Source organism: Pantoea sp. SYBGC1, assembly GCF_057197005.1.
The window spans coordinates 139,590-162,185 of sequence record NZ_JBXUNM010000008.1; the positions used below are offsets into that span (position 1 = coordinate 139,590).

The window sequence follows — 22,596 nt, forward strand, 5'->3', positions numbered from 1 at the left end:
CGGGAATGGGCTGGCTCGCTTGCTTTTCTTTGAAGGTAAAACGTAACATGAGGCACTTGTTTGTCGAGGGGATAGCCCATGTTCACCGGAAGTATTGTTGCACTCATTACGCCTATGAATGACCAGGGCCAGGTTTGCCGCCCGAGTCTGAAAAAACTGATTGATTATCATGTCGCCAGCGGAACCGCAGCGATCGTTTCTGTTGGCACCACCGGCGAATCTGCAACGCTCAGCCATGAAGAGCATGGTGACGTGGTGATGCAAACCCTGGAGCTGGCCGATGGCCGTATTCCGGTTATCGCCGGAACGGGCGCTAACGCCACCGCTGAAGGGATCTCTCTGACAAAACGCTTTACCGGCACCGGCGTGGTCGGCTGCCTGACCGTGACGCCTTATTACAATCGTCCGACTCAGGAAGGGCTTTACCAGCACTTCAAAGCGATTGCGGAAAGCACCGATCTGCCGCAGATGCTCTATAACGTTCCGTCGCGTACCGGCTGCGATATGCTGCCGGAGACCGTGGCGCGCCTGGCTGAAATTAAAAATATTATCGGTATTAAAGAAGCGACCGGGAACTTATCGCGGGTTTCACAGATCCAACAGCTGGTTGGTGACGCGTTCATTATTGTCAGCGGCGATGATGCCACTGCGCTGGATTCCATGCAGCTGGGCGGCAAAGGCGTCATTTCTGTCACCGCTAACATTGCGGCGCGTGAAATGGCTGAACTCTGTGCGCTGGCGCAGGAAGGCAAATTTGCCGAAGCGCGTCACCTGAATCAGCGTCTGATGCATCTGCACCAGACGCTTTTCTGTGAGCCCAATCCTATTCCGGTAAAATGGGCCGCAAAACAGCTGGGATTGATCGCGGATGACACGCTGCGCCTGCCAATGACGCCGCTGACCAGCGCGGGCCAGGAAAAAACGGCGCAGGCACTTATTAAAGCGGGTCTGCGTTAATTTAGGGAGAATCAATGAGTTTTTCAGTTAAGCGCTCGACGCTGGTAACGGTAGCAGGTCTCTCCACTCTGATGCTGCTGACAGCCTGTTCCAGCGATCAGCGTTACAAGCGCCAGGTGAGCGGCGATGAGTCCTATCTTCAGACGCCTGAACTGCGCGATCTGAACGCGCCGGCAGGGGCAATACTGCCGATACAGAACGGCGACTATGAGGTTCCGCATCGCGTAGCTAATGGCGCGCTGGGTAAAGCACTCGATATTCGTCCGCCGGCGCAGCCGCTGGCGCTGATGAACGGTACGCGCGCGCAGTTCACCGGTAATACCGGCGTACTGGCGCTGGAGAGCAACCGCGGTTCTATCTGGTCACAGGTGGTCAACGTGGTGCAATCCTACAAGTTCCCGATTGCCCAGCGTAACGATGCCGGGCAGCAGCTCACCACCGACTGGGTGCAGTGGAACCGCGCAGATGAAGATAATCAGTATCGCGGCCGCTATCAGATCAGTGTGCAGAACCAGGGGTATCAGCAGGTCCTGACGGTGCGTCTGCTTGAGCTGCAGCAGCAGGGGGAGACGGTGACGTCACCGGCACAGGTTCAGCGCTATACTGGCCAGATGCTTAACGATCTCAGTACCGGTCTGGATAAGATCGATACCGCCAGTCAGGATGCAGCCGCCGGACGTGCGACCGGGCAGATCGACGTACAGAGCGGTGCGGATGAGACTGGCCTGCCGCTGCTGATCCTGCGCTCGCCGTTTAACGTCACCTGGCAGCGACTGCCGGCGGCGCTGCAGCGTGCTGGCATGGAAGTGACGGATGACAACCGTTCGCAGGGCAGTCTGAAAGTGACCTATAAGCAGCCGGGCAGCAGCGCGTTTGACGCGATTGGTGCCAAAGATCCGGAGCTGCCGAACGGTGACTATAAGCTGCAGGTAGGCGACCTTGATAACCGCAGTAGTCTGCAGTTTATCGATCCTAAGGGGCACGTGCTGACCCAGGCGCAGAACGATGCGCTGGTGGCCGTCATGCAGGGCGCATTGAATAAATAATTGTGTAAAGGCCGGAGATTCTCCGGCCTTTTTGTTTTGATTTTGGCATAATGGCGCCCGGCGAGGTAAACGATTGCGTCACGCAGTCGTCGCGCGGTGGAACACCGCTGAACACGGGTTATTTCATGTCTGGAGTTAACAAGATGCAAAAGCGAGCTGAGTTGTATCGCGGTAAAGCGAAAACCGTATACAGTACCGACAATCCGGATTTGCTGGTACTTGAGTTCCGCAACGATACATCAGCAGGAGACGGGGCACGAATCGAACAGTTTGATCGTAAAGGCATGGTGAACAACAAGTTTAACCACTTTATTATGACCAGACTGCAGGAAGCGGGCATTCCTACTCAGATGGAAGCGCTGCTGTCTGATAACGAAGCGCTGGTGAAAAAGCTGGAGATGGTGCCGGTAGAGTGCGTGATCCGCAACCGCGCGGCCGGATCGCTGGTCAAACGCCTTGGGGTGGAAGAGGGTATGCTGCTCAGTCCGCCGCTGTTTGATCTCTTCCTGAAAGATGACGCCAAACATGATCCGATGGTCAACGAGTCTTACTGCGAAACCTTTGGCTGGGTCAGTAAAGCGAACCTGGCGCGTATGCAGGAGCTGACGTATAAAGCCAACGAGGTTCTGAGCAAACTGTTTGATGATGCCGGTCTTATCCTGGTCGATTTCAAGCTGGAGTTTGGTCTGTTTAACGGTGAAGTCACGCTGGGCGACGAGTTCTCACCCGATGGCGCGCGTTTGTGGGACAAAGAGACCATGGACAAAATGGACAAAGACCGTTTCCGTCAGAGCCTCGGCGGCGTCGTGGAAGCGTATGAAGCCGTAGCGCACCGCCTCGGGGTCAAACTCGACTAATCCGCATTACGCAGCAGGTGATATCGGGTCGTCTTTACAGACGGCCCTTTTTTATATCCGTTATCTGCCTGCCTGCAACGCTGGTGCTTATGCCTGGCGCCATCTAAAATCATGCCTATCTGAAGATAAATAAACAGGAGCAGGCCATGCGCTGGCAAGGGCGTCGTGAAAGCGACAATGTGGAAGATCGTCGCGGCGAATCATCAGGTTTTGGCGGTGGCGGGCGACAGATCCGGCTGCCGCGCGGGAAAGGCGGCATTATCCTGCTGGTCGTTGTGGCGGTAGCCGGATATTACGGCTATGACCTTACCGGCCTGCTGGGTGGCGGTGGCAGCGCACCGGTGCAGCAGCGTCAGGTGGACTCCGCGCAGGATAACGAGGCGGCGAAATTCACCTCGGTGATCCTCGCGACAACCGAAGACACCTGGGACAAGCTGTTTAAGCAGATGAATAAACAGTATGTGCCACCCAAACTGGTGATGTATCGCGGCGTGACGCGCACCCACTGCGGAACCGGTCAGGCGGCGATGGGGCCGTTTTACTGTCCGGCTGATCAGAGCGTCTATATCGACCTCTCTTTCTACGATGAGATGAAAACCAAACTGGGCGCAGGCGGTGACTTTGCGCAGGGCTACGTCATTGCGCATGAGGTGGGTCACCATGTGCAGAAGCTGCTGGGTATTGAGCCAAAAGTACGTGAAATGCAGCAGGGCGCCAGTGAGAAACAGGTGAATCAGCTGTCGGTGAAAATGGAGCTGCAGGCGGACTGCTTTGCCGGCGTCTGGGGCCACTATATGCAGCAGCAGAACATTCTGGAAGTGGGCGATCTGCAGGAAGCGCTTAACGCGGCGGAAGCGATTGGTGACGACCGCCTGCAGCAGCAGAGCCAGGGGCGTGTGGTGCCGGACAGCTTTACGCACGGCACATCTGAACAGCGCTATACCTGGTTTAAACGCGGTTATGACGGCGGCGATCCGGGCCAGTGCAACACCTTCGCCACTAACTGATGTCCTGTGCGGTTATCACGGCGGCGATGCAGCAGGCAGGCATCCGCCGCTTAGCGGTTATTGCCGGTGACGCAGAGTGGGCGCGCGAGCAGGCCGGTTTATGGCAGCAGGCGCTGCCGGGTGACTGGATCACGCTCAGCAACGCCAGCGACCTGACGCCGCACGTTGCCCCGGCAGCGCTGCGTACGCTGCTGGGTCGCGAGTTTACCCACGCGCTGTTCGACGCGCGGCACGGCTTTCACGCTGAGGCCTTTGCCGCGCTGGCCGGTACGCTGCGCGCCGGCAGCTGGCTGCTGCTGCTGACGCCGCCGTGGGAGAGCTGGGCGACAGCTGCTGATGCGGACAGCCTGCGCTGGGCCGATGTCGCAGAGCCCATCGCCACGCCCCGCTTTATACGTCGCCTGCAGCAGCTGATGCTGGCAGATGAAGAGGTGCTGCTGCAGCGCCAGCATCTGCCGGTGCGTCAGCCGGCCGCAGGTGTCTGGCCGCGCTGGCAATGCCAGGCGCCACAGCAGCAGGCGGCTATTCTTGCTCAGCTACAGGCGATCGCTTTCGGGGTGGCGGTGGTTACCGCACCGCGCGGGCGCGGCAAGTCGGCGCTGGCTGGCATGCTGGCACGTAATACAACGCACGCGCTGGTCACCGCTCCGGCGAAGGTGTCAACAGCGGTGCTGGCGCAGTTTGCCGGTGAGCAGTTTTCCTTCATGGCTCCTGATGCGATCCTGCAGCAGCCGGTCGATCCGCTGCCTGCATGGCTGATCGTCGACGAGGCAGCCGCGATCCCGGCGCCGCTGCTGCAGCAGCTGGTCGCACGCTTTCCGCGCGTGCTGCTGACCACAACCGTGCAGGGGTACGAGGGCACCGGACGCGGTTTTCTGCTGCGCTTCTGCGCCACCCTGTCTGACGTCCGCTATTTCACGCTGGATGAGCCCCTGCGCTGGAGCGCTCAGGATCCGCTGGAGCAGTGGCTTAATCGCGCGCTACTGTTTGAAGAGGCGGATCGCGCCGCACCGGCATCTGAAATCACGTTATACAGAGCGATGCCGGATGCGGACCCCGCCGTGCTGGAGGCGGGCTATCGTCTGCTGGCAAGCGCGCACTACCGCACCTCGCCGCTCGATCTGCGCCGCCTGCTGGACGCGCCGGGAATGCAGCTCTGGCTGGCTGGCGCAGCAGAGAGCGTGGCCGGTGCCCTGTGGCTGGTTGAAGAGGGCGGGCTGGATGCAGAGCTGGCGCAGGCTGTCTGGGCCGGCACGCGTCGCCCGCGCGGTAATCTGGTCGCACAGTCACTGGCGGCACACGCCGGTTTCAGCGCGGCGGCTACGCTGCGCTCTCTGCGTATCAGCCGCATTGCGGTGACGGCCGCCCGCCGTCAGCAGGGCACTGGCCGGGCGCTGGTTGCGCAGGCGCGTCAGCAGGCCGCCGGCTGTGATTTTCTCTCGGTGAGCTTTGGTTATACGGCGGCGCTGTGGCGCTTCTGGCACGCCTGCGGCTTTACGCTGGTGCGGGTCGGATCGCAGCGTGAAGCAAGCAGCGGCTGCTACGCCGCAATGGCCATCTGCGCACTGACGCCGGCCGGGAAACAGCTGCAGGCGCAGGCGGCGCAGCGTCTGGCGCGCGATGCCGTCTGGCTGAACGATCTCATCGATTTGCCGCTGCCGGACGGAGCGGGGCTGTCGCAGAATATTAATGAAGAGGATGTGGCGCTGCTGGCAGGTTTTGCCTGGGCACAGCGCCCGTTCGAGGCGAGCTATGCGGTGCTGCAGCGGCTGGTGCGCATACAGCCGCAGCCGTTAATGCAGGCCATACTGCTTCAGAAACAGACGCTGAGCGAGGCGGGCAGCAGCGCCGGTCTCAGCGGCCGCAAGGCGGTGGTACAGCGGCTGCGTCAGGAGACGGCTGAGGCGCTTGAACGGCTCGATCCGCAGGCAGCGCAGGCCTGGCAACAGCGGCTGACGTTGTTGCAATAAATCAGCGCTCTTGTTCAAATTTTCCCGATATCACTCTGCTGGCCGCGGCGTATAGTGAATACAGGAGGTCAGTATGGCTTTACGATATGTTGTTGTTCAGCAGCCGGTGCAGGCTGCTCAGCTTTTTTTGCTTTACCACGGCGCTGATGATAACCCTGATGCGATGGCACAGATTGGCAGCTGGTTTGCTGAGGCGTTTCCGGAAGCGCAGGTGGTATCAGTAGGTGCGCCTTATACCGGTAATGTGCCGCAGGGCCGCCAGTGGTTTATGGACTATCCTGCTCAGGATCGCTCGCCGCAGCAGTGTGTTGATGCGGTTATGCCGCTATTTATCGAGTCTGTCCGGCACTGGCAGCGTGCTGCTGGCGTCAGGCCCGAAGCGACGGCGCTGGTCGGATTCTCGCAGGGCAGCACCATGGTTCTGGAGGGCGTAAAAGCGCAGCCAGAGCTGGCGGGAAGGGTGGTGGCGTTTAGCGGACGCTATACCACGCTGCCGGAACGCGCCAGCAGGCGTAATACCATTCATCTTATTCACGGCGATGATGACGAACAGGTACCGCTACAGCATGCTGAAGCGGCGAACCAGCGTCTGACCGAGCTGGGCGGCGATGTGACGCTGGATGTGGTGGACGATCTGCCGCATGCGATAGATGAACGCAGCATGGCGCGGGCGCTGCATCATCTGCGCTATACCATACCGCGCCGCTATTTTGATGAGGCATTGAGCGGTGCCAAACCCAACGACGACGATGTTGTGATGTTGCTGTAGAGGGCGGGCGGCATGAATGCCGCCCCTGTAACCAATCCGCCGGTATGGGCGGCATTCATGCGCCCTTGGTTATTTACGCGTCCGTTGCCCATTTGCGGCAAGGGCGGCATGAATGCCGCCCCTGTAACCAATCCGCCGGGACGGGCGGCATGAATGCCGCCCCTACAATTTCGTAGGGGGCGCATTTATGCGCCCCTGGCGTATTCATGCGCCCTTGGTTATTTACGCGTCCGTTGCCCATTTGCGGCAAGGGCGGCATGAATGCCGCCCCTACAATTGCCCGTAGGGGGCGCATTCATGCGCCCCTGGCGTATTTATGCGCCCTGGCCTATTTTTTCTTTGGCCAGTCATCTTCATCATCCCACTTATCGTTGAAATCGCGATGCGGAGGTAAATCCGGACGGTTATCCATATATTTCTTATGATCGATGCGCTTGAGATCTTTATAGACGTTCATCAGTACGCCCACCATCAGCACAATCACCAGGATCCACCAGTACTCTTTTAACCACTCCATGCCCCGTCTCCTTGTTTATGCGGTCAGGCGATCAGCTGCTCCATAATGCGCTGATACATGCGGCTCAGCAGCTGCAGATCTGATGCTTTGACGCACTCGTTGATTTTATGAATTGTGGCGTTAACCGGGCCAAGCTCTACCACCTGCGCGCCCATACGGGCAATGAAACGCCCGTCGGAAGTGCCACCCGTGGTTAACAGCTGCGGCTTAACTTCATTATAGTGCGTTACGGCGTTTACCACGGCATCGACCAGCCTGCCGCGTGACGTCAGGAAGGGCTGTCCGGAAACGGTCCACTCCAGCGTATAGCGCAGCTGATGGCGGTCCAGCAGTTCCGTCACGCGATCTTTAATCATCTGATCGGTCAGCTCGGTGCTGAAGCGAAAGTTAAACTGAACAAAAAATTCGCCGGGAATAACGTTATTGCTGCCGGTACCCGCCTGCACATTCGCAATCTGCATGCTGGTTGGCGGAAAGAATGCGTTGCCCTGATCCCACTCGGTAGCCACCAGCTCATTCAGCGCCGGCATGGCACGGTGTACCGGATTATCCGCCAGGTGCGGGTAGGCGACATGGCCCTGCACGCCGTGCAGCGTCAGGTTTGCGGTCATTGAACCGCGCCGGCCGTTTTTCACCACGTCCCCGACGATCTCTGTACTGGAGGGCTCACCCACCAGGCAGTAATCCAGCCGTTCATGACGCGCCATCAGGCGCTCCACCACTTTGACCGTGCCGTTGACCGCGCTGGCCTCTTCATCGGAGGTGATCAGAAACGCCAGGCGGCCCTTGTGTTGTGGATGCGCTGCGACAAAACGTTCAGCGGCGACCACCATCGCTGCCAGTGAGCCCTTCATATCGGCGGCACCGCGCCCGAACAGCATGCCATCGCGGATAGTCGGCTCAAACGGCGGGTTGATCCAGCGGTTTGCATCACCGGGCGGCACGACGTCAGTGTGTCCGGCAAACGCTAAGGTTTCACCGTGACCGCGCGTGGCCCAGACGTTTAGCGTGTCATTAATATGCATCTGCTCAATCTGAAAACCAATCGCTTCCAGGCGGGCGATCAGCAGGGCCTGACAGCCCGCATCATCCGGACTTAGCGAAGGACGACGGATGAGCTGCTGAGCCAGCTCAATAACCGGACAGAACATGTTATGACTTCTCCTGAATAAAAGCGTGGTAAAGATCGGCGCTGTAGCCCGGCAGCAGACTGCCATCGGGGGCGGCAAGCAGCGGACGTTTGATGATGGCGGGCTGTGCCAGCATCACGGCGCTGGCGCTGGCGGCATCCTTAATCGCGGCGCGTTCTGCCTCTGGCAGCCTGCGCCAGGTGGTACCGCGCGTATTCAGCAGGGCTTCATAGCCAAGCCGATCGATAAAGTGCTGCAGCAGCGCGGCATCCAGTCCATCCGCGCGATAATCGTGAAACCGGTAGTCGATGCCGGACGCGGTTAGCGCATTGCGCGCTTTTTTTACGGTGTCGCAATTTTTGATTCCGTACATCACCCACTGCGCTGTCATAGCTCTTTCCCGTTCTGCAAAAAAATCTGCGCGCGAGTTTACCACAGCGGGTTGCGCGCGGTGAGCGTCGGTGGATATTGCCTGCATTTTTCATCATCTGCGGGCTTTAATCGAAAACGCTAATCAGGGCCAGTAAGCGCTTTCATTCAGGTCGTAAAACGCGCGCTGTCTGATTATCTGACCGGTAAGGATTATCTTAATGGCAGAATTGTGCTACTGCGCAAATAAAAAAATATTTTCCAGACCAGACAGTGGCTTGCAGAAATGTGCGTCACGGCACAAAAAAGAAAAATTGCAGCTTTTCCCCGCTTTTGCCGATAGTGATAAGAGGTGGAAACGTATTCACCTGCAGAAAAAATCGGCGTACAATTGCCATTACAATAAGAGAGGTTGTTATGGTTGAATATGAACTGGGGAACTGGAAAGAATTTATCGAAGCGATGTTACGTAAGTAACGCGTGACGAGGAAAGCAGGGCGTTTCCCCCCTTGCTGCGATTCTGACCACACACATCAATAAGGCCGCCGGGAGCCTCTTCCGGCGGCTTTTTTCATGCCGGCTAATCGTGCGGTTTCTCACGCAGCGGAAAGCGACGCCGGACCAGCACAAAGAACAGGGGTACAAAGAAAATAGCCAGCAGCGTGGCGGTCAGCATACCGCCCAGAACGCCGGTTCCTACCGCGTGCTGGCTGCCTGAACCCGCGCCGCTGCTGATCGCCATCGGCAGGACGCCAAACATAAAGGCAAGCGAAGTCATTAATATCGGACGCAGGCGCTGCCGCGCGGCTTCGAGAGTGGCCTCCTTTAGCTCACGACCTTTGCTGTTGATCTCATTGGCAAACTCCACAATCAGAATCGCGTTTTTCGCCGAAAGCCCAATCACCGTCAGCAGCCCGACCTGAAAATAGACATCGTTTTCGAGTCCGCGCAGCCATGTTGCCAGCAGAGCACCGACAACACCCAGCGGCACAACCAGCATTACCGAAAAGGGAATAGACCAGCTTTCATAAAGCGCAGCGAGACACAAAAACACCACCAACAGCGAAATAGCATAGAGCGCCGGGGCCTGTGCACCGGATAATCGTTCCTGATAAGATGCGCCGGTCCACTGAAAACCTACCCCGAGCGGCAGCTGCGCCACCAGCTTCTCCATCTCATCCATAGCGGTTCCGCTGCTGACGCCGCTGGCCGCTTCGCCAACAATTTCCAGCGAGGCGTAGCCGTTATAGCGTTCCAGCCGCGGTGAGCCGGTTTCCCAGCGGCTGGTGGCAAACGCAGAGAAGGGCACCATGCCGCCGCTGCTGTTGCGCACGTACCATTTATTGATATCGCCGGGCAGCATGCGAAACTCCGGTGCCGACTGCACATAGACCTTTTTAACCCGGCCGCGATCGAGAAAATCATTCACATAGGTCGATCCCCAGGCGGTAGAGAGGGTCTGATTGATGGTATCCAGCGAGACGCCGAGCGCCTGCGCTTTGCGCTGATCGATATCGATCTGCAGCTGTGGCGTGTCATCCAGGCCATTATGCCGCACGCGCGACAGCGCCGGGTCGGCTGACGCCAGCGCCAGCAGCTTATCGCGCATCGCCATCATCTGCGTGTGCCCGATACCGCTGTGATCCTGCAGCTGCAGATCAAAGCCCGATGAGCTGCCCATGCCGCTGATGGCCGGGGGGCTGCTGGCGACCACGCGCGCTTCAGCAATCGCGGTAAATGCGCGGGTGGCGCGTTCAATAATGGCAAAAGAGGTGCGGTCGTCACCGGGGCGCTGATCCCAGGGCGTGAGGCGGACAAACAGCCGCGCCACATTCTGGCCGTTGCCGCCAGGCCCGGAGCCAATGGTGGCAAACACGGACGTGACGTTCTCTTTTTCCGCCGTAAGGTAGTAACGTTCAACTTTCTCAACCACGCGGGAGGTCTGCTGCAGCGTTGAACCCGGCGGCAGCTGAATCTGCGTCATAAATACGCCGCGATCTTCCAGCGGCAGAAAAGAGGTCGGCAGCCGCAAGAACAGAAAAGCCATCAGACCGATCAGTGCGGCATAGAGCAGCATCCAGCGGCCACTCTGGCGCAGCAGTCGCGCAACGCCCCGTTCGTAGCGCTGAGTGCTGGCGTTAAACGCGCGGTTAAACCAGCCGAAAAATCCGCGCTGACCGTGCTGTTCACCCTGTTTCAGCGGCTTAAGCAGCGTGGCGCAGAGCGCGGGCGTCAGGATCATCGCCACCAGTACCGACAGCACCATAGCGGAGACAATCGTAATGGAGAACTGGCGATAAATGGCGCCCACCGTGCCACCAAAAAAGGCCATCGGGACAAAGACCGCGGAGAGAACCAGCGCAATGCCTACCAGCGCACCCTGTATCTGCCCCATTGACTTGCGCGTGGCAGCGCGTGGCGATAATCCCTCCTCGCTCATGATGCGCTCAACGTTTTCCACGACCACGATCGCATCATCAACCAGCAGGCCAATGGCCAGCACGACGGCAAACATGGTCAGGGTATTAATACTGAAGCCGCAGACATAGAGCACGGTAAACGTGCCCAGCAGCACCACCGGCACCGCAATAGTGGGGATCAGCGTGGCGCGAAAATTCTGCAGAAAGAGATACATCACCAGAAATACCAGCAGGATCGCTTCCAGCAGCGTTTTGACGACATCTTTTATTGAGGCTTTAACAAAAGGCGTGGTTTCAAACGCAATTTTCGCTTCCAGGCCGGGGGGGAAATAGTGCGCCAGCTCCGCGACGCGGGCGCGGACCAGCCGGTCAGTATTCATCTCATTCGCGCCGGAAGCCAGCTTAACCCCCAGGCCTGATGCGGGCTGACCGTTATAGCGACTCAGGTAGTCATATTTCTCTGCGCCCATGGCGATGCTGGCAACATCACCCAGCGTGACAACTGCACCGCTGCCGCTGCTTTTTAAGGTAATGGCGCGAAACTGCTCCGGCGTCTGCAGCATAGACTGCGCGTTAACCGTGGCATTCAGCGCCTGCTTCTCTACCGACGGCAATCCGCCGACCTGGCCGACGGCGACCTGGGTATTTTGCGACTCAATCGCCTGTATGATATCGGCGGTCGTGAGCGCATAGCGCGTCAGTTTGACGGGATCGAGCCAGATACGCATAGCGTACTGTGACCCATAGGCATCCACCTGACCGACGCCATCGATACGGCTGAGCGGATCCTGGATGTTACTGGCAACGTAATCAGCAATATCCTGCTTATCCATGCTGCCATCGGTGGAGACAAACGCAATCATCAGCATGTTGCTGTCGCCGGTTTTATTAACGTTAACTCCCTGCGCCTGAACGGCGGCCGGAAGTTTGCGCAGCGCGCTCTGCAGCTGGTTCTGCACCTGCTGACGCGCCTCATCGGGATCGGTACCGGCGAGAAAGGTTAGCGTAATTTGCACCTGGCCGGTATTGCTGCTGTTTGAGGACATATACATCAGGTTATCGATGCCGGTCATATTCTGTTCGATAACCTGCGTAACGGTATTCTCCAGCGTCTGGGCAGAGGCGCCGGGATAATTGGCCGTGATCCGGACGTTAGGCGGGGCGAGATCCGGGTACTGTTCAACCGGAAGCGAGGTGATAGCCAGCGTGCCGCACAGACAGAGTAAAATCGCCAGAACCCAGGCAAATACCGGGCGGTCGATAAAAAAGTCCGACATAACTCTGTTACTCCTTAGCGGCAGCTTGTCATTATTATGTGAACAGCGCACGGCTGGCGCGCTGGCAGGCGGGGCGGGCACACTCTGCAGACGCCTGCCCGCTCTACTTTACGCGGTGTAAATCAGAGAAACGTGGAGTAATTATGGAAGAAATGTAAATATTGCGCGGCCGGACGGCGGAACCGGTGCCGTGCTGCTTTACCTTTCCCGGCAATACAGACATTAATCTGGCTAAACATTAAACAGATTTACCGACCGCCAGGCCTGGTTTGCACAGGCTTGCCAATACTTCTCCTGTCACCCGCTATTTTCTGCCACTCAGGAGATCCTTATGAAACGAGCTATTACCCTCTTTGGTGCGGCCCTGCTTGCCACCGTAAGTTTTTCCACGCTGGCTGCTACGCCGCTGAGCGCGGCGGATGCCCAAAACATGCAGCCTGCAGGCACCGTATCGGTCAGCGGCGTGCGCGGCACGCTGGATGACGCCACCCGCCAGCTGTCGCAAAAAGCTGAAGAGATGGGCGCCACACACTTTCGCGTTATTGGCGCACAGAATCCTGGCGACTCCAGCCTCTGGAACGGCAGCGCGGAAATCTATCGCTGATGCGTTACCCGGGAGCTGCGCAGTCGCGCATCTTCCGGCCCGAATTCCTGCTTTTCTGACGCCATCCTGACCGGTCACGCTGCTGACCGGTTTTTTTTGTGCGTCACGACCGATTCTTACAAATCAGATCGTGCGTCCAGCCAGTATATTTTGCTTCGTTCATGCAGAACGGGTAGGATTCATCGCCGTAATTTCCCGGGTCGCCACGCGCATCGTTCCACTGCCCGTGCACCGGTTTTTTACTCCATTTCGCACCGCGGGCGCAAACGATTGGTCAGCCGGTGATTGATGGTCAGGACAAACAGGAAAGCTATGAAACATACTAAAAAAACGCCCGACGAACAGCGTGCTGCGAGAAGACGCTGGCTGAACTCTCACGATACCGGTTACCACAAAGCGATGGGTAACCGACAGGTACAAATGATCGCCATCGGCGGGGCTATCGGCACCGGTCTGTTCCTCGGCGCAGGCGCACGCCTGCAGCTGGCAGGTCCGGCGCTGGCACTGGTCTATCTGGTGTGCGGCATCTTCTCTTTCTTTATTCTCCGTGCGCTGGGCGAACTGGTACTGCATCGCCCCTCAAGCGGCAGCTTTGTCTCCTATGCGCGTGAATTCCTCGGGGAAAAAGCGTCTTATGTAGCGGGCTGGATGTATTTCGTTAACTGGGCGATGACCGGGATTGTCGATATCACCGCGGTGGCGCTTTATATGCATTACTGGGGCGCGTTTGGCGACGTACCGCAGTGGGTATTTGCGCTTGGCGCGCTGGCCATTGTCGGCACCATGAACATGATCGGCGTTAAATGGTTCGCCGAAATGGAGTTCTGGTTTGCGCTGGTCAAAGTACTGGCCATTGTGATCTTCCTGATTGTTGGCGTGGTGTTTCTCGGTACCGGCAAACCGCTCGATGGCAACGCGACCGGCTTCCATCTGATCACCGACAACGGCGGTCTCTTCCCGCATGGCCTGATGGCCGCGCTGGTGCTGGTGCAGGGGGTGGTGTTTGCCTTTGCCTCGATTGAGCTGGTGGGAACTGCGGCCGGCGAGTGCAAAGATCCTAAAACCATGCTGCCGAAAGCGATCAACAGCGTGATCTGGCGTATTGGCCTGTTTTATGTGGGTTCCGTGGTGCTGCTGGTGCTGCTGCTGCCGTGGAATGCCTACCAGGCGGGACAGAGTCCGTTTGTGACCTTCTTCTCAAAGCTGGGCGTTCCCTATGTCGGCAGTATTATGAACATTGTGGTACTGAGCGCAGCGCTCTCCAGCCTGAACTCCGGCCTCTATTCAACCGGTCGTATTCTGCGCTCCATGTCGATGGGCGGCTCAGCGCCGCAGTTTATGTCGAAGATGAGCAAGCAGCAGGTGCCGTATGCCGGTATCCTGGTCACGGTTGCGGTTTACATCGTTGGCGTGGTGCTGAACTACTACGTGCCGTCGCAGGTGTTCGAGATTGTCCTGAACGTTGCCTCGCTGGGGATCATCTCTTCCTGGGGCTTTATCGTGGTCTGCCAGATGCGTCTGCGCAAAGCGATCAAAGAGGGCAAGGCTGAAGATGTCAGCTTTAAGCTGCCGTGGGCGCCGTTCACCTCCTGGCTGACGCTGCTGTTCCTGCTCAGCGTGCTGGTGCTGATGGCGTTCGACTACCCTAACGGCACCTATACCATCGCTTCTATTCCTCTGATCGCCGTACTGCTGGTGCTTGGCTGGTTTGGCGTGCGCAAGCGCGTCCAGGCAGAGGCGATGAAAGAGCATGAGGTGCACGCGGATGAGAGCAGCGATGCGTCACCGCAGCTGGCGGACGAAAGCGGACGCTAAACCTTTTTCTGTAGCGTAACGGGAGCCTGGCTCCCGTTTTTTTTTACCCGCCGCTGCGCAGGTAATTCAGATAGTTTTTCCCGCCGCTGCCGCCTATTATTTCAGCCTCTCTCAGCAAAGCAGCGGAGCGCTCATGGCATTCACTATCAACGTCATTAAAAATAAAATCCTGTCTGAAAACTGGTTTGTACTGCGCAATTACACCTACGAACTGACCCGCAGCAATGGCGAGGTAGTACAGCACAAGCGTGAAGTATACGATCGCGGTAACGGCGCAACCATACTGCTCTACAATCGTGAAAAAAACAGCGTGGTGCTGACCCGTCAGTTTCGCATTGCCACTTACGTTAACGGTAACGAAAGCGGTGAGCTGATTGAAGCCTGCGCCGGACTGCTGGACGATGACACGCCCGAAGATTGCATCCGTAAAGAGGCGATTGAGGAGACGGGCTATCAGGTGGGGAAGGTTGAGAAACTCTTTGCCGCCTACATGTCACCCGGCGGCGTTACGGAACTGATCCACTTCTTTGCTGCAGAATATAGTGAAGCGATGCGTGCTAACAGCGGCGGTGGCGTTGAAGATGAAGCGATAACCGTGCTGGAGCTGTCGTTTCCGCAGGCGCTGGCGATGGTAAAAGATGGGCGCATCTGTGACGGTAAAACCATGATGCTGCTGCAGCATGCGCAGCTTGCCGGCTGGCTGAAGGCGTAATCAGGGCGCTGTGATGCGCCCTCTGCGGCCTGCATGGCTGAATAGCTCTGCCAGCCTTTCAGTTACGCCACCGCGTTCTCTATCTCCCCGACCACGCACTCCGGATGCGCCTGCAGTCGCGCCAGCGCCTCGGCGTAGGAGGGCATTGAGTCGGCTGCGCCAGCGCGCTCGACGCAGAGCGAGGCAAACGCTGCAGCAAACCGCGCCGCCTGCGGCAGATCGTCGCCTGAGGCGAGACGCGCGGCAAGCGCACCGTTAAATGCGTCACCCGCGCCGGTGGTGTCGCGCGGCTGCGCCGGAAAAAGCGGAATACGCTGCTGCCGGTCGGGCGTTGAGAGCAGGGCTCCCGCCATGCCGAGCGTAATAATGACCTGGCGCGCGCCTTTACGGTGCAGCACATCGGCGGCACGGCGCGCGCTGGCGAAATCGGTTACCGTTACGCCGCTGAGCTGGGTCGCTTCGGTGCTGTTCGGCGTCAGCAAATCGACCTTTGCCAGCAGCGCATCGCCGATCTTCTGCCACGGTGCCGGGTTAAGAATGACAAAGGTGCCGCTGGCGCGGGCGTTATCGATCATACGCTGGATAGCGCTGAGATTATTCTCCAGCTGCACCAGCAGAATATCGGCAGCGGCGACCGTAGGCTGGCAGCGCGTCACTTCGGCTGCGGTCACGGTGGTATTGGCGCCGGGATAGACTGAAATCATATTCTCCGCGTCGTCGCCCGCGACGTAAATCAGCGCATTGCCGGTCGGCTTCTCTTTACAGGTAAACAGCGTAATGGCATCGAATCCGGTCTTTTCCAGATGACGGCGGGCAAACAGGCCAAAATCGTCATTGCCTACTTTGCCGATGTAGTGCACCCGCGCACCTGCGCGCAGCGCCGCCGTGGCCTGATTAGCCCCTTTGCCGCCTGCGCCCATCATACTGTGATGCGCCGTCAGCGACTCACCCGGCAGCGGAAAGCGGCGCATCACCGCCACGATGTCGAGATTAAAGGAACCGAAAACACACACTTTTCCTTTCATCATACGCTCCTGAACAGGCGTGCGGCGGCGAGACAGGCACCGCGGCAGCCCGTGTAGTCGGTTGAGTGGCTGAAGATAATCTTCAGATTTTCACGGGTAACCGGTGGCCGCAGATGCTGCTGGATCTGGCTGCGCAGCTGCGCCAGCGGAAAATCAGCCATCGCCAGTACGCCGCCCCCGAGGATCAGGTACTCCGGATCGAGAATATTCATTTCGGTCGCGATAAGTTCAGCCAGCCGCCGGACAAACGCCTGCAGCTCCGGCTGTTCGCCGTGGCGGGTAAACAGCGCCGGCATCGGCGTATCGGCGGCGTTCTGTGCCGCCCAGCGGCTCAGCCAGTGGCCCGACGTCAGCGTTTCTGCACAGCCGTGGTTGCCGCACGGGCAGGGCAGGGCATTGCCCGCCACCGGAATATGCCCCAGCTCGCCGGCACCGCCATGCTCGCCGTGATAAAAGCCACCGTTGAGCCACAGGCTGTTGCCCATACCGGTGCCGGGATAGAGACCCACGGCGTTGTCCGGCAGCTGCTCCAGCTGCAGCAGATCCCACAGCATCAGATGGTTCACATCTTTGTCCATCGCCACCGGCACGCCAAGCAGCGCGGTGAGGCGCGCCGCGACCGGCTGGCCATCCAGCGCCTGAATAAAGGGCAGCGAAATCACCTGCTGCCGGTCGCGGCTGAGAATACCCGGCAGACCCAGCATAATGCCGCTTACCGGCTGCTGCTCCAGCGTGTCGCGGATGAGCTGAGCAAGCGCCAGCAGCGCGTCGGGCTGCTGCGCCCAGCTGGCGGTGGCGACTTTGCGAAAGCTGCTCCAGACGCCTCCTTCTTCCATCAGCTGCAGCCGCGTACCGGTGCCGCCGATGTCGATACCGAGCCAGCGTGGTTTCATGCGGACACCTGCGTCAGCCCCTGGGCTTCATCAATGCTGTCGCGCATCATCTCCCACGCGGTCGCCAGATCATCATGAATATTGAACAGGCCGGATGTGCCGACAATCAGCACTTCTGCACCGGCCCCAATCAGCTGGTTATAGGTGCGGGTGTTGCAGGAGCCGTCAATCTCAACCAGATAGTGATAACCGTGCTGCTGTTTAAGCGCTTTCAGCTCGCGCACTTTCTCCACCATCTCCGGAATAAAGGGCTGACCGGCGTAGCCAGGATCCACTGTCATCACGGTAATTTTATCCAGCAGGTGAATATAGTGCTGGATAAAGGAGACCGGCGTGGCGGGATTCAGCACCACCCCCACTTTTTTACCAAAACTGCGGATCAGATTGATCACGCGGAAGGCGTCGCGGTTAATGGTTTCTGCGTGCGGGCAGATATAGTCAGCGCCCGCTCTGGCGACCGCCTCAATAAAATCGGTCGGCTCTTCCACCATCAGGTGCACATCAATGGCCACGCGGGTATAAGGCCGGATCTGTTCAATAAAGAAAGGGGAGAGCGTGATGTTTTTAACGTAGTGACCATCCATGATATCCACGTGAAGAAAGTCAGCGCGCGAATCGAGAACCTGCAGCTGGTGCTTGATCTCCATCAGGTTCATACACATCAGTGACGGGGAGATTTGAATACGCATCATACTTCCTTCTTTTCAGTCAGAGGATTAAGCACCGCGGCCAGCTTGCTGAGCTTTACCGCACGGTGTTCGTTGAGTCGGGTTTTGAGTTGTTTAAAGGCGAGTACCACAATCAGCACCGCACCCCACATCGCCAGACTGACGTGCTGGCTGATATTCATCAGGTTGAAGCCGGTTGAGAGCACCTGCAGCGCAATCAGCGCCAGCACGACGCCGGTGACGCGACCAAAGCCGCCGTTGGGGTCGGTGCCGCCGAGGATAATCGCCAGCACCGTCAGCAGCAGGTAGGCGTCGCCGTAGCCCATGCGCGCGGAGTTAAAGCGCGCCATCATAATCAGGCCCGCCAGCACGCAGAGCAGGCTGGAGATCACGTAAACCAGCATCACCATGCGGTGGGTGTTAATGCCGCTAAACCAGGTCGCGTTGATGTTGCTGCCGCCCATATAGATACATTTGCCGGCACGGGTTTTACCGAGGAACAGCGCCAGCAGCGCGGCGGCGATGAGAAACACCCAGAGCGGCAGCGGCATCCCCAGCAGCGTATTAGCGCCCAGCGCCTGTACCACCGGAGGCATGCCGCTGACGGCCGCGCCTTTAGTCAGCCAGATACCGATCCCGTTCAGCGTCATCATCGTTGCCAGCGTCACCAGAATCGGATGCGCGCCGATGCGCGTCACCATCAGGCCGGTGACGACGCCGATGGCGGCGGCAATCAGCATGGCGCCGATGATGGCGATAAACAGCCACAGCAGCTGCAGCGCCATTCCGGCACCGGCGGGCAGAGCGCTCATCAGCGTCCAGGCGATAAACAGCGCGGTCAGGTTGGCGGTGGCGATAATGGCGAGATTCAGGCCGCCGCTGAGAATGGCGATAAACATCGCCAGCGTGAGTAATCCCAGCTCCGGCAGCTGAAACGCCATGCTCATAAAGGTGGAGTCGGTCAGGAAGCGACCCGGCAGCATCAGCGTAAAGGTCGCCAGCGCCAGCGCGATAAGCAGCATCAGACCAAGGTTGGTGCCGTCAGGGCGCAGTGCAGTCAGTGATTTCATCATCAATGCCCTCAGTCACACGAAACTGACATCAGTTTCTTTGCGTTTTTTGTAGTGCGTTACGGCGATCGCGATCATGATGACGCCGCCTACCACGATGTTCATGAAGTAGTTCGACACGCCCACCAGGTTAAGACCGTTCTTCAGGATGGCGATCAGGAAGACCCCCATCAGCGTGCCGCTGACCGTGCCTTTACCGCCCATCAGACTGGCGCCGCCCAGCACCGTTGCCGCCAGCACATCAAGCTCGCCGCCAACCAGCGCATTAGGCACCACTTCTCCCATACGATAGACCTGTACCAGGCCGCCAACCGCCGCCATTGCGCCCAGCCAGCCGTAGGCAAAAACGTGGATCAGGCCGACGCGAATGCCGATACGTCGCGCAGACTCAGCGTCGCCACCCACCGCATAAAGCTGGCGCCCGAGGTTGGTTTTGTTCAGCAGCAGTGCGGTGGCCGCGGCAATGATCAGCATGGTGGCCAGCGGTAAGCCGACCTGAAAGCTCTCGCCCTGCCAGCTGAACGGCAGCACGTTACGCAGGGTGATCCACCACTCCGGCAGCGAATAGAGGCTGCGGCCGCCGGTCACCCACATCAGCAGGCCGAACAGCAGTGACTGCATGCTGATCGTGATGATGATGGAGACCACCCGCAGCGTAGTGATCAGCAGCGCATTGATTACGCCAAACAGCGTGCCGCACACGATCGCCAGCACGATGCTGAGCAGCGCGTTATCAAACTGAAACTGCACAAACAGGGATGCAAGCAGGTACTGCACCACTGAGGCAACAGCGGCAAAAGAGATATCGATTCCGCCGGTCACCAGCACTACAAACAGGCCCAGCGCAAAGATACCGGTGACCGCGTAGCTCTCCGCCAGATCCAGCAGGTTCTGTACGGTAAGAAACTGATCGCTGGTCACAGAGAAAAACAGAATGAACGCCAGCAGCACCCAGGCGAGCCAGCCCTGGCTGGAGTGCGGACGTAAACGGGAAAAATCAGGCATTGATCACCTCCGCCAGCTGCTGCTGCTCGACGCTATCGGGTTGATATTCGGCATGAATGGTGCCATCGCGGAAGTGCAGGATACGGTCGCAGTTGTACCAGACCTCCGGCACCTCATCAGAGATCAGGATGATCGACAGTCCCTCTTTCGCCAGCTCATGGATCAGCTGATAGATGCTGGCTTTGGCGCCGACGTCCACGCCAACGGTAGGCGAATCGAGGATCAGAATACGCGGCTGCGTCAGAACCCACTTTGCCAGCACAATTTTTTGCTGATTGCCGCCGGAGAGGGTGGAGATGGCGAGGTTCGGATCGGCAACGCGCACGCCGAGCTGCTGGATCCACTGCAGGATCAGTTTGTTTTTGCGATACTCATCGATCAGGTGAAAGCGGTTCTGCAGTTTGTCGAGGATCGGCAGCACCATGTTGTCGGCCACCGACTGCTGCTGCACCAGCCCCAGCGTCAGGCGATCTTCCGACACATAGCCAATGCCGGCTTTGATCGCATCTTCATGACCGCGGAAGCGGACCGGTTTGCTGTCGAGCCAGATTTTGCCGCTGTCGGGACGCGTCATACCAAACAGCGACAGCGCCAGCTCGGTACGTCCGGAGCCGAGCAGGCCGCATAGGCCCAGTACTTCACCCTCGTAAAGTTTAAAGCTGACGTCACGGTACTGACCGGCGCGGGTGAGATTATCTATCTCCAGGATCACGCGCTCGCTGTTGCGCGTCGGCGCTTTCAGCTGATAGTCGAGCTTCAGACCGGTCATCAACTCGGTCAGATGATGTGGCGTCATCTCCCGGGCGGGCCAGCAGCCCATTTTGCGGCCGTCGCGGATCACCGTGACGCGGTCGGAGATCTCCAGCACCTCATCGAGCCGGTGGCTGACAAAGACCACGCAGATATTTTTATCTTTCAGATAGCGCACGGTGCGCAGCAGCTGATTAACCTCGGTACGGGTCAGCGAGGCGGTTGGCTCATCCATGATCACCAGGCGCGCATCGGCGACCAGCGCGCGGCAGATCGCGACCTGCTGGCGCTGGGCAATTGAGAGCGCCGCGACTTTCGCATCCAGATCGAGGTCAAATTTCAGCTCGGTTATAATGCTGCGCGCGCTTTCACGCAGGCGTGCGCTGCGGTGCCAGCGCAGCAGGCCATTAAGGTTATGCTCAAACGCGATGTTCTCCGCCACGCTCAGGTTGGGGAACAGCGACAGGTCCTGATAGATGACCTGAATACCGAAATCACGCGCCTGTTGCGTGGTCAGTCGCGGCAGCGCCGGGCCATCGCCCAGCGTAATATGGCTGCCGCTGTCCGGGGCGTGCACCCCGGAGATAACTTTGATCAGGGTGCTCTTGCCACAGCCGTTGGTGCCAGCGAGACAGTGCACTTCGCCTGCCAGTAAGGTCAGGGAGATATCGCTCAGCGCGCGGTTGCCACCAAATGTTTTCGACAGATTCTCGAGCGCAATTAGCGTCTGTGGAATGACCTCTTGCATATCAGAGCCCCATTTTTACCAGTTTTGGCAGGTTGTCTTTATCCAGACTCTCTGTGTTGTTGCCGAGAATGGTATGCGTCGCTTCATCCACTTTGACTTTGCCGAGTCCTTCAATCGTCATACCGTCGGTGATCGGCTCTTTCTTCTGCATCATGTCGGCAATACGCACAAAGACTTCACCTGCGGTTTCCGGATTCCAGATGTAGCCGCCTTTAATAGCGTTACGCTGCACCAGCGAGGCACCCTGGCCCGGACTGAAAGAGCCGATGACGCAAACCTGGTCAATTTTTTTGCGGTTCATAACGGCACGCCCGGCACCAATCGGCCCCTGTGAACCAAACGCCATAATCCCTTTCAGATCGGGATATTTAGACATCAGCTCATTGGTGGTACGGATGGAGTCATCCAGCGATTCGCCGACGCCAAATTTGTCGGTAACCAGCTGCATGTTGGGATAGTGCTCTTTCTGATAATTGAGCGCGGCGTCGGTCCACTGCTGATGCAGCGGTACGGTCAAGCTGCCCACGTACATGGCGTATTTGCCTTCGTCATGCATGCACTTCGCCAGCGCTTTCATGTGATTGATTCCGTGGGTGGCGGCGTCAACCAGCTCAAAATCCCAGTTGGCACCCTGCTGGCCAGGAGACTCATGCGTAATCACTTCGATACCGGCGTCCCGCGCCCGTTTCAGCACCGGCTCCAGCACTTTCGGATCGTTAGGCACCACGCCGATGATGTCGACTTTCTGCGCAATCAAATCTTCAATGGCGCGCACCTGCAGCGCCGGGTCGGCAGCGGTAGGGCCTACCATCCATGCATCGATGCCGCGCTTCGCCGCCTCACTTTTAATGCCCGCTTCCATGGCATTAAACCAGGGGATCCCCCCGATTTTAACGACGATACCCATGCGTAATTTATCAGCGGCCTGCGCGCCGGTGGCGGCAAACAGGGCAAGCAGAGAACAGGCGATAAGATGTTTTTTCATAC

At 58.4% G+C, this 22,596-nt stretch carries 21 protein-coding genes; 10 read left to right on the forward strand and 11 right to left on the reverse strand.

Translation table 11 applies throughout. From position 1 onward, the window contains the following. The first annotated feature begins 78 nt into the window (after positions 1-78). The 6 genes from dapA to ypfH all read left to right on the forward strand — a co-directional run bounded on the left by dapA (position 79) and on the right by ypfH (position 6,606). Positions 79-957 (forward strand): 4-hydroxy-tetrahydrodipicolinate synthase, encoded by an 879-nt coding sequence (gene dapA / locus AC2CF9_RS14140; protein ID WP_150018180.1) that lies wholly within the window; start codon positions 79-81, stop codon positions 955-957. Between the two features lie 14 nt (positions 958-971). Further along, on the forward strand, positions 972-2,003 hold the full coding sequence (gene bamC / locus AC2CF9_RS14145; RefSeq protein WP_150018181.1) for an outer membrane protein assembly factor BamC: 1,032 nt from the start codon (positions 972-974) through the stop codon (positions 2,001-2,003). Positions 2,004-2,146: 143 nt separating this feature from the next. Beyond that, positions 2,147-2,860 carry a phosphoribosylaminoimidazolesuccinocarboxamide synthase gene (purC, locus tag AC2CF9_RS14150; protein WP_039385608.1) on the forward strand — a complete coding sequence of 238 codons (714 nt, stop codon included), beginning with the start codon at positions 2,147-2,149 and terminating at the stop codon, positions 2,858-2,860. 146 nt (positions 2,861-3,006) lie between these two features. Continuing rightward, positions 3,007-3,867, forward strand: a complete 861-nt coding sequence (ypfJ, locus tag AC2CF9_RS14155) for a KPN_02809 family neutral zinc metallopeptidase (RefSeq protein ID WP_039379523.1) — start codon at positions 3,007-3,009, stop codon at positions 3,865-3,867. Next, positions 3,867-5,837, forward strand: a complete 1,971-nt coding sequence (locus AC2CF9_RS14160; RefSeq protein WP_484557292.1) for a tRNA(Met) cytidine acetyltransferase TmcA — start codon at positions 3,867-3,869, stop codon at positions 5,835-5,837. The genes ypfJ and AC2CF9_RS14160 overlap by 1 nt, the downstream gene beginning before the upstream one ends. 73 nt (positions 5,838-5,910) lie before the next feature. Continuing rightward, the gene (ypfH, locus tag AC2CF9_RS14165; RefSeq protein WP_150018183.1) at positions 5,911-6,606 is read left to right on the forward strand and encodes an esterase; all 696 of its coding nucleotides are present in this window, start codon (positions 5,911-5,913) and stop codon (positions 6,604-6,606) included. A 328-nt stretch (positions 6,607-6,934) separates the two neighbouring features. Here ypfH and AC2CF9_RS14170 read toward each other — a convergent pair whose 3' ends face one another. The 3 genes from AC2CF9_RS14170 to AC2CF9_RS14180 are packed head-to-tail and all read right to left on the reverse strand — an operon-like array spanning position 6,935 to position 8,644. Then, on the reverse strand, positions 6,935-7,123 hold the full coding sequence (locus AC2CF9_RS14170) for a YpfN family protein (RefSeq protein WP_039379517.1): 189 nt from the start codon (positions 7,121-7,123) through the stop codon (positions 6,935-6,937). 23 nt (positions 7,124-7,146) lie between these two features. After that, a complete protein-coding gene (gene dapE / locus AC2CF9_RS14175; RefSeq protein ID WP_150018184.1) occupies positions 7,147-8,274 on the reverse strand; it encodes a succinyl-diaminopimelate desuccinylase in 1,128 nt (375 codons plus the stop codon). A 1-nt stretch (position 8,275) separates the two neighbouring features. Continuing rightward, positions 8,276-8,644 carry an ArsC family reductase gene (locus AC2CF9_RS14180; RefSeq protein WP_071667924.1) on the reverse strand — a complete coding sequence of 123 codons (369 nt, stop codon included), beginning with the start codon at positions 8,642-8,644 and terminating at the stop codon, positions 8,276-8,278. A gap of 395 nt (positions 8,645-9,039) precedes the next feature. On the opposite strand from AC2CF9_RS14180, the gene ypfM reads away from it, so the two are divergent. After that, positions 9,040-9,099 carry a protein YpfM gene (gene ypfM / locus AC2CF9_RS14185; protein WP_113655867.1) on the forward strand — a complete coding sequence of 20 codons (60 nt, stop codon included), beginning with the start codon at positions 9,040-9,042 and terminating at the stop codon, positions 9,097-9,099. Positions 9,100-9,202: 103 nt separating this feature from the next. Here the strand turns inward: ypfM and acrD are convergent, their stop codons facing one another. Continuing rightward, positions 9,203-12,319: a multidrug efflux RND transporter permease AcrD gene (acrD, locus tag AC2CF9_RS14190; RefSeq protein ID WP_484557293.1), complete on the reverse strand. Its 3,117-nt coding sequence runs from the start codon at positions 12,317-12,319 to the stop codon at positions 9,203-9,205. A gap of 331 nt (positions 12,320-12,650) precedes the next feature. Between acrD and AC2CF9_RS14195 the strand changes: the two genes are divergently transcribed. From AC2CF9_RS14195 to nudK, 3 genes are all read left to right on the forward strand, one after another. Beyond that, positions 12,651-12,923, forward strand: a complete 273-nt coding sequence (locus tag AC2CF9_RS14195) for a YdgH/BhsA/McbA family protein (RefSeq protein WP_484557294.1) — start codon at positions 12,651-12,653, stop codon at positions 12,921-12,923. 312 nt (positions 12,924-13,235) lie between these two features. Beyond that, positions 13,236-14,738 carry an L-asparagine permease gene (ansP, locus tag AC2CF9_RS14200; RefSeq protein ID WP_039379509.1) on the forward strand — a complete coding sequence of 501 codons (1,503 nt, stop codon included), beginning with the start codon at positions 13,236-13,238 and terminating at the stop codon, positions 14,736-14,738. A gap of 133 nt (positions 14,739-14,871) precedes the next feature. After that, positions 14,872-15,450: a GDP-mannose pyrophosphatase NudK gene (nudK, locus tag AC2CF9_RS14205; protein ID WP_150018187.1), complete on the forward strand. Its 579-nt coding sequence runs from the start codon at positions 14,872-14,874 to the stop codon at positions 15,448-15,450. A 62-nt stretch (positions 15,451-15,512) separates the two neighbouring features. Here nudK and AC2CF9_RS14210 read toward each other — a convergent pair whose 3' ends face one another. The 7 genes from AC2CF9_RS14210 to AC2CF9_RS14240 are packed head-to-tail and all read right to left on the reverse strand — an operon-like array spanning position 15,513 to position 22,594. Continuing rightward, a complete protein-coding gene (locus AC2CF9_RS14210) occupies positions 15,513-16,475 on the reverse strand; it encodes a ribokinase (protein WP_039379505.1) in 963 nt (320 codons plus the stop codon). Next, positions 16,475-17,368: an allose kinase gene (gene alsK, locus AC2CF9_RS14215; protein ID WP_150018188.1), complete on the reverse strand. Its 894-nt coding sequence runs from the start codon at positions 17,366-17,368 to the stop codon at positions 16,475-16,477. Before alsK ends, AC2CF9_RS14210 begins: the two co-directional genes overlap by 1 nt. After that, positions 17,365-18,057: a D-allulose 6-phosphate 3-epimerase gene (alsE, locus tag AC2CF9_RS14220; protein WP_150018199.1), complete on the reverse strand. Its 693-nt coding sequence runs from the start codon at positions 18,055-18,057 to the stop codon at positions 17,365-17,367. Before alsE ends, alsK begins: the two co-directional genes overlap by 4 nt. Then, complete coding sequence (locus AC2CF9_RS14225; RefSeq protein ID WP_150018200.1) at positions 18,057-19,106, reverse strand: ABC transporter permease; 1,050 nt, start codon at positions 19,104-19,106, stop codon at positions 18,057-18,059. The genes alsE and AC2CF9_RS14225 overlap by 1 nt, the downstream gene beginning before the upstream one ends. 15 nt (positions 19,107-19,121) lie before the next feature. Continuing rightward, positions 19,122-20,111, reverse strand: coding sequence for an ABC transporter permease (locus AC2CF9_RS14230; protein ID WP_039379498.1), 990 nt, complete (start codon positions 20,109-20,111; stop codon positions 19,122-19,124). Then, positions 20,104-21,609, reverse strand: coding sequence for a sugar ABC transporter ATP-binding protein (locus AC2CF9_RS14235; RefSeq protein ID WP_039379496.1), 1,506 nt, complete (start codon positions 21,607-21,609; stop codon positions 20,104-20,106). The genes AC2CF9_RS14230 and AC2CF9_RS14235 overlap by 8 nt, the downstream gene beginning before the upstream one ends. Position 21,610: 1 nt before the next feature. Further along, complete coding sequence (locus AC2CF9_RS14240; RefSeq protein ID WP_039379493.1) at positions 21,611-22,594, reverse strand: substrate-binding domain-containing protein; 984 nt, start codon at positions 22,592-22,594, stop codon at positions 21,611-21,613. Positions 22,595-22,596: the final 2 nt, after the last annotated feature.

Bases quoted from the DNA above. Each gene is read 5' to 3' on its own strand.
- dapA (WP_150018180.1), top strand. From the start codon at position 79: ATGTTCACCGGAAGTATTGTTGCACTCATTACGCCTATGAATGACCAG.
- bamC (WP_150018181.1), top strand. From the start codon at position 972: ATGAGTTTTTCAGTTAAGCGCTCGACGCTGGTAACGGTAGCAGGTCTC.
- purC (WP_039385608.1), top strand. From the start codon at position 2,147: ATGCAAAAGCGAGCTGAGTTGTATCGCGGTAAAGCGAAAACCGTATAC.
- ypfJ (WP_039379523.1), top strand. From the start codon at position 3,007: ATGCGCTGGCAAGGGCGTCGTGAAAGCGACAATGTGGAAGATCGTCGC.
- AC2CF9_RS14160 (WP_484557292.1), top strand. From the start codon at position 3,867: ATGTCCTGTGCGGTTATCACGGCGGCGATGCAGCAGGCAGGCATCCGC.
- ypfH (WP_150018183.1), top strand. From the start codon at position 5,911: ATGGCTTTACGATATGTTGTTGTTCAGCAGCCGGTGCAGGCTGCTCAG.
- AC2CF9_RS14170 (WP_039379517.1), bottom strand. From the start codon at position 7,123: ATGGAGTGGTTAAAAGAGTACTGGTGGATCCTGGTGATTGTGCTGATG.
- dapE (WP_150018184.1), bottom strand. From the start codon at position 8,274: ATGTTCTGTCCGGTTATTGAGCTGGCTCAGCAGCTCATCCGTCGTCCT.
- AC2CF9_RS14180 (WP_071667924.1), bottom strand. From the start codon at position 8,644: ATGACAGCGCAGTGGGTGATGTACGGAATCAAAAATTGCGACACCGTA.
- acrD (WP_484557293.1), bottom strand. From the start codon at position 12,319: ATGTCGGACTTTTTTATCGACCGCCCGGTATTTGCCTGGGTTCTGGCG.
- AC2CF9_RS14195 (WP_484557294.1), top strand. From the start codon at position 12,651: ATGAAACGAGCTATTACCCTCTTTGGTGCGGCCCTGCTTGCCACCGTA.
- ansP (WP_039379509.1), top strand. From the start codon at position 13,236: ATGAAACATACTAAAAAAACGCCCGACGAACAGCGTGCTGCGAGAAGA.
- nudK (WP_150018187.1), top strand. From the start codon at position 14,872: ATGGCATTCACTATCAACGTCATTAAAAATAAAATCCTGTCTGAAAAC.
- AC2CF9_RS14210 (WP_039379505.1), bottom strand. From the start codon at position 16,475: ATGAAAGGAAAAGTGTGTGTTTTCGGTTCCTTTAATCTCGACATCGTG.
- alsK (WP_150018188.1), bottom strand. From the start codon at position 17,368: ATGAAACCACGCTGGCTCGGTATCGACATCGGCGGCACCGGTACGCGG.
- alsE (WP_150018199.1), bottom strand. From the start codon at position 18,057: ATGCGTATTCAAATCTCCCCGTCACTGATGTGTATGAACCTGATGGAG.
- AC2CF9_RS14225 (WP_150018200.1), bottom strand. From the start codon at position 19,106: ATGAAATCACTGACTGCACTGCGCCCTGACGGCACCAACCTTGGTCTG.
- AC2CF9_RS14230 (WP_039379498.1), bottom strand. From the start codon at position 20,111: ATGCCTGATTTTTCCCGTTTACGTCCGCACTCCAGCCAGGGCTGGCTC.
- AC2CF9_RS14235 (WP_039379496.1), bottom strand. From the start codon at position 21,609: ATGCAAGAGGTCATTCCACAGACGCTAATTGCGCTCGAGAATCTGTCG.
- AC2CF9_RS14240 (WP_039379493.1), bottom strand. From the start codon at position 22,594: ATGAAAAAACATCTTATCGCCTGTTCTCTGCTTGCCCTGTTTGCCGCC.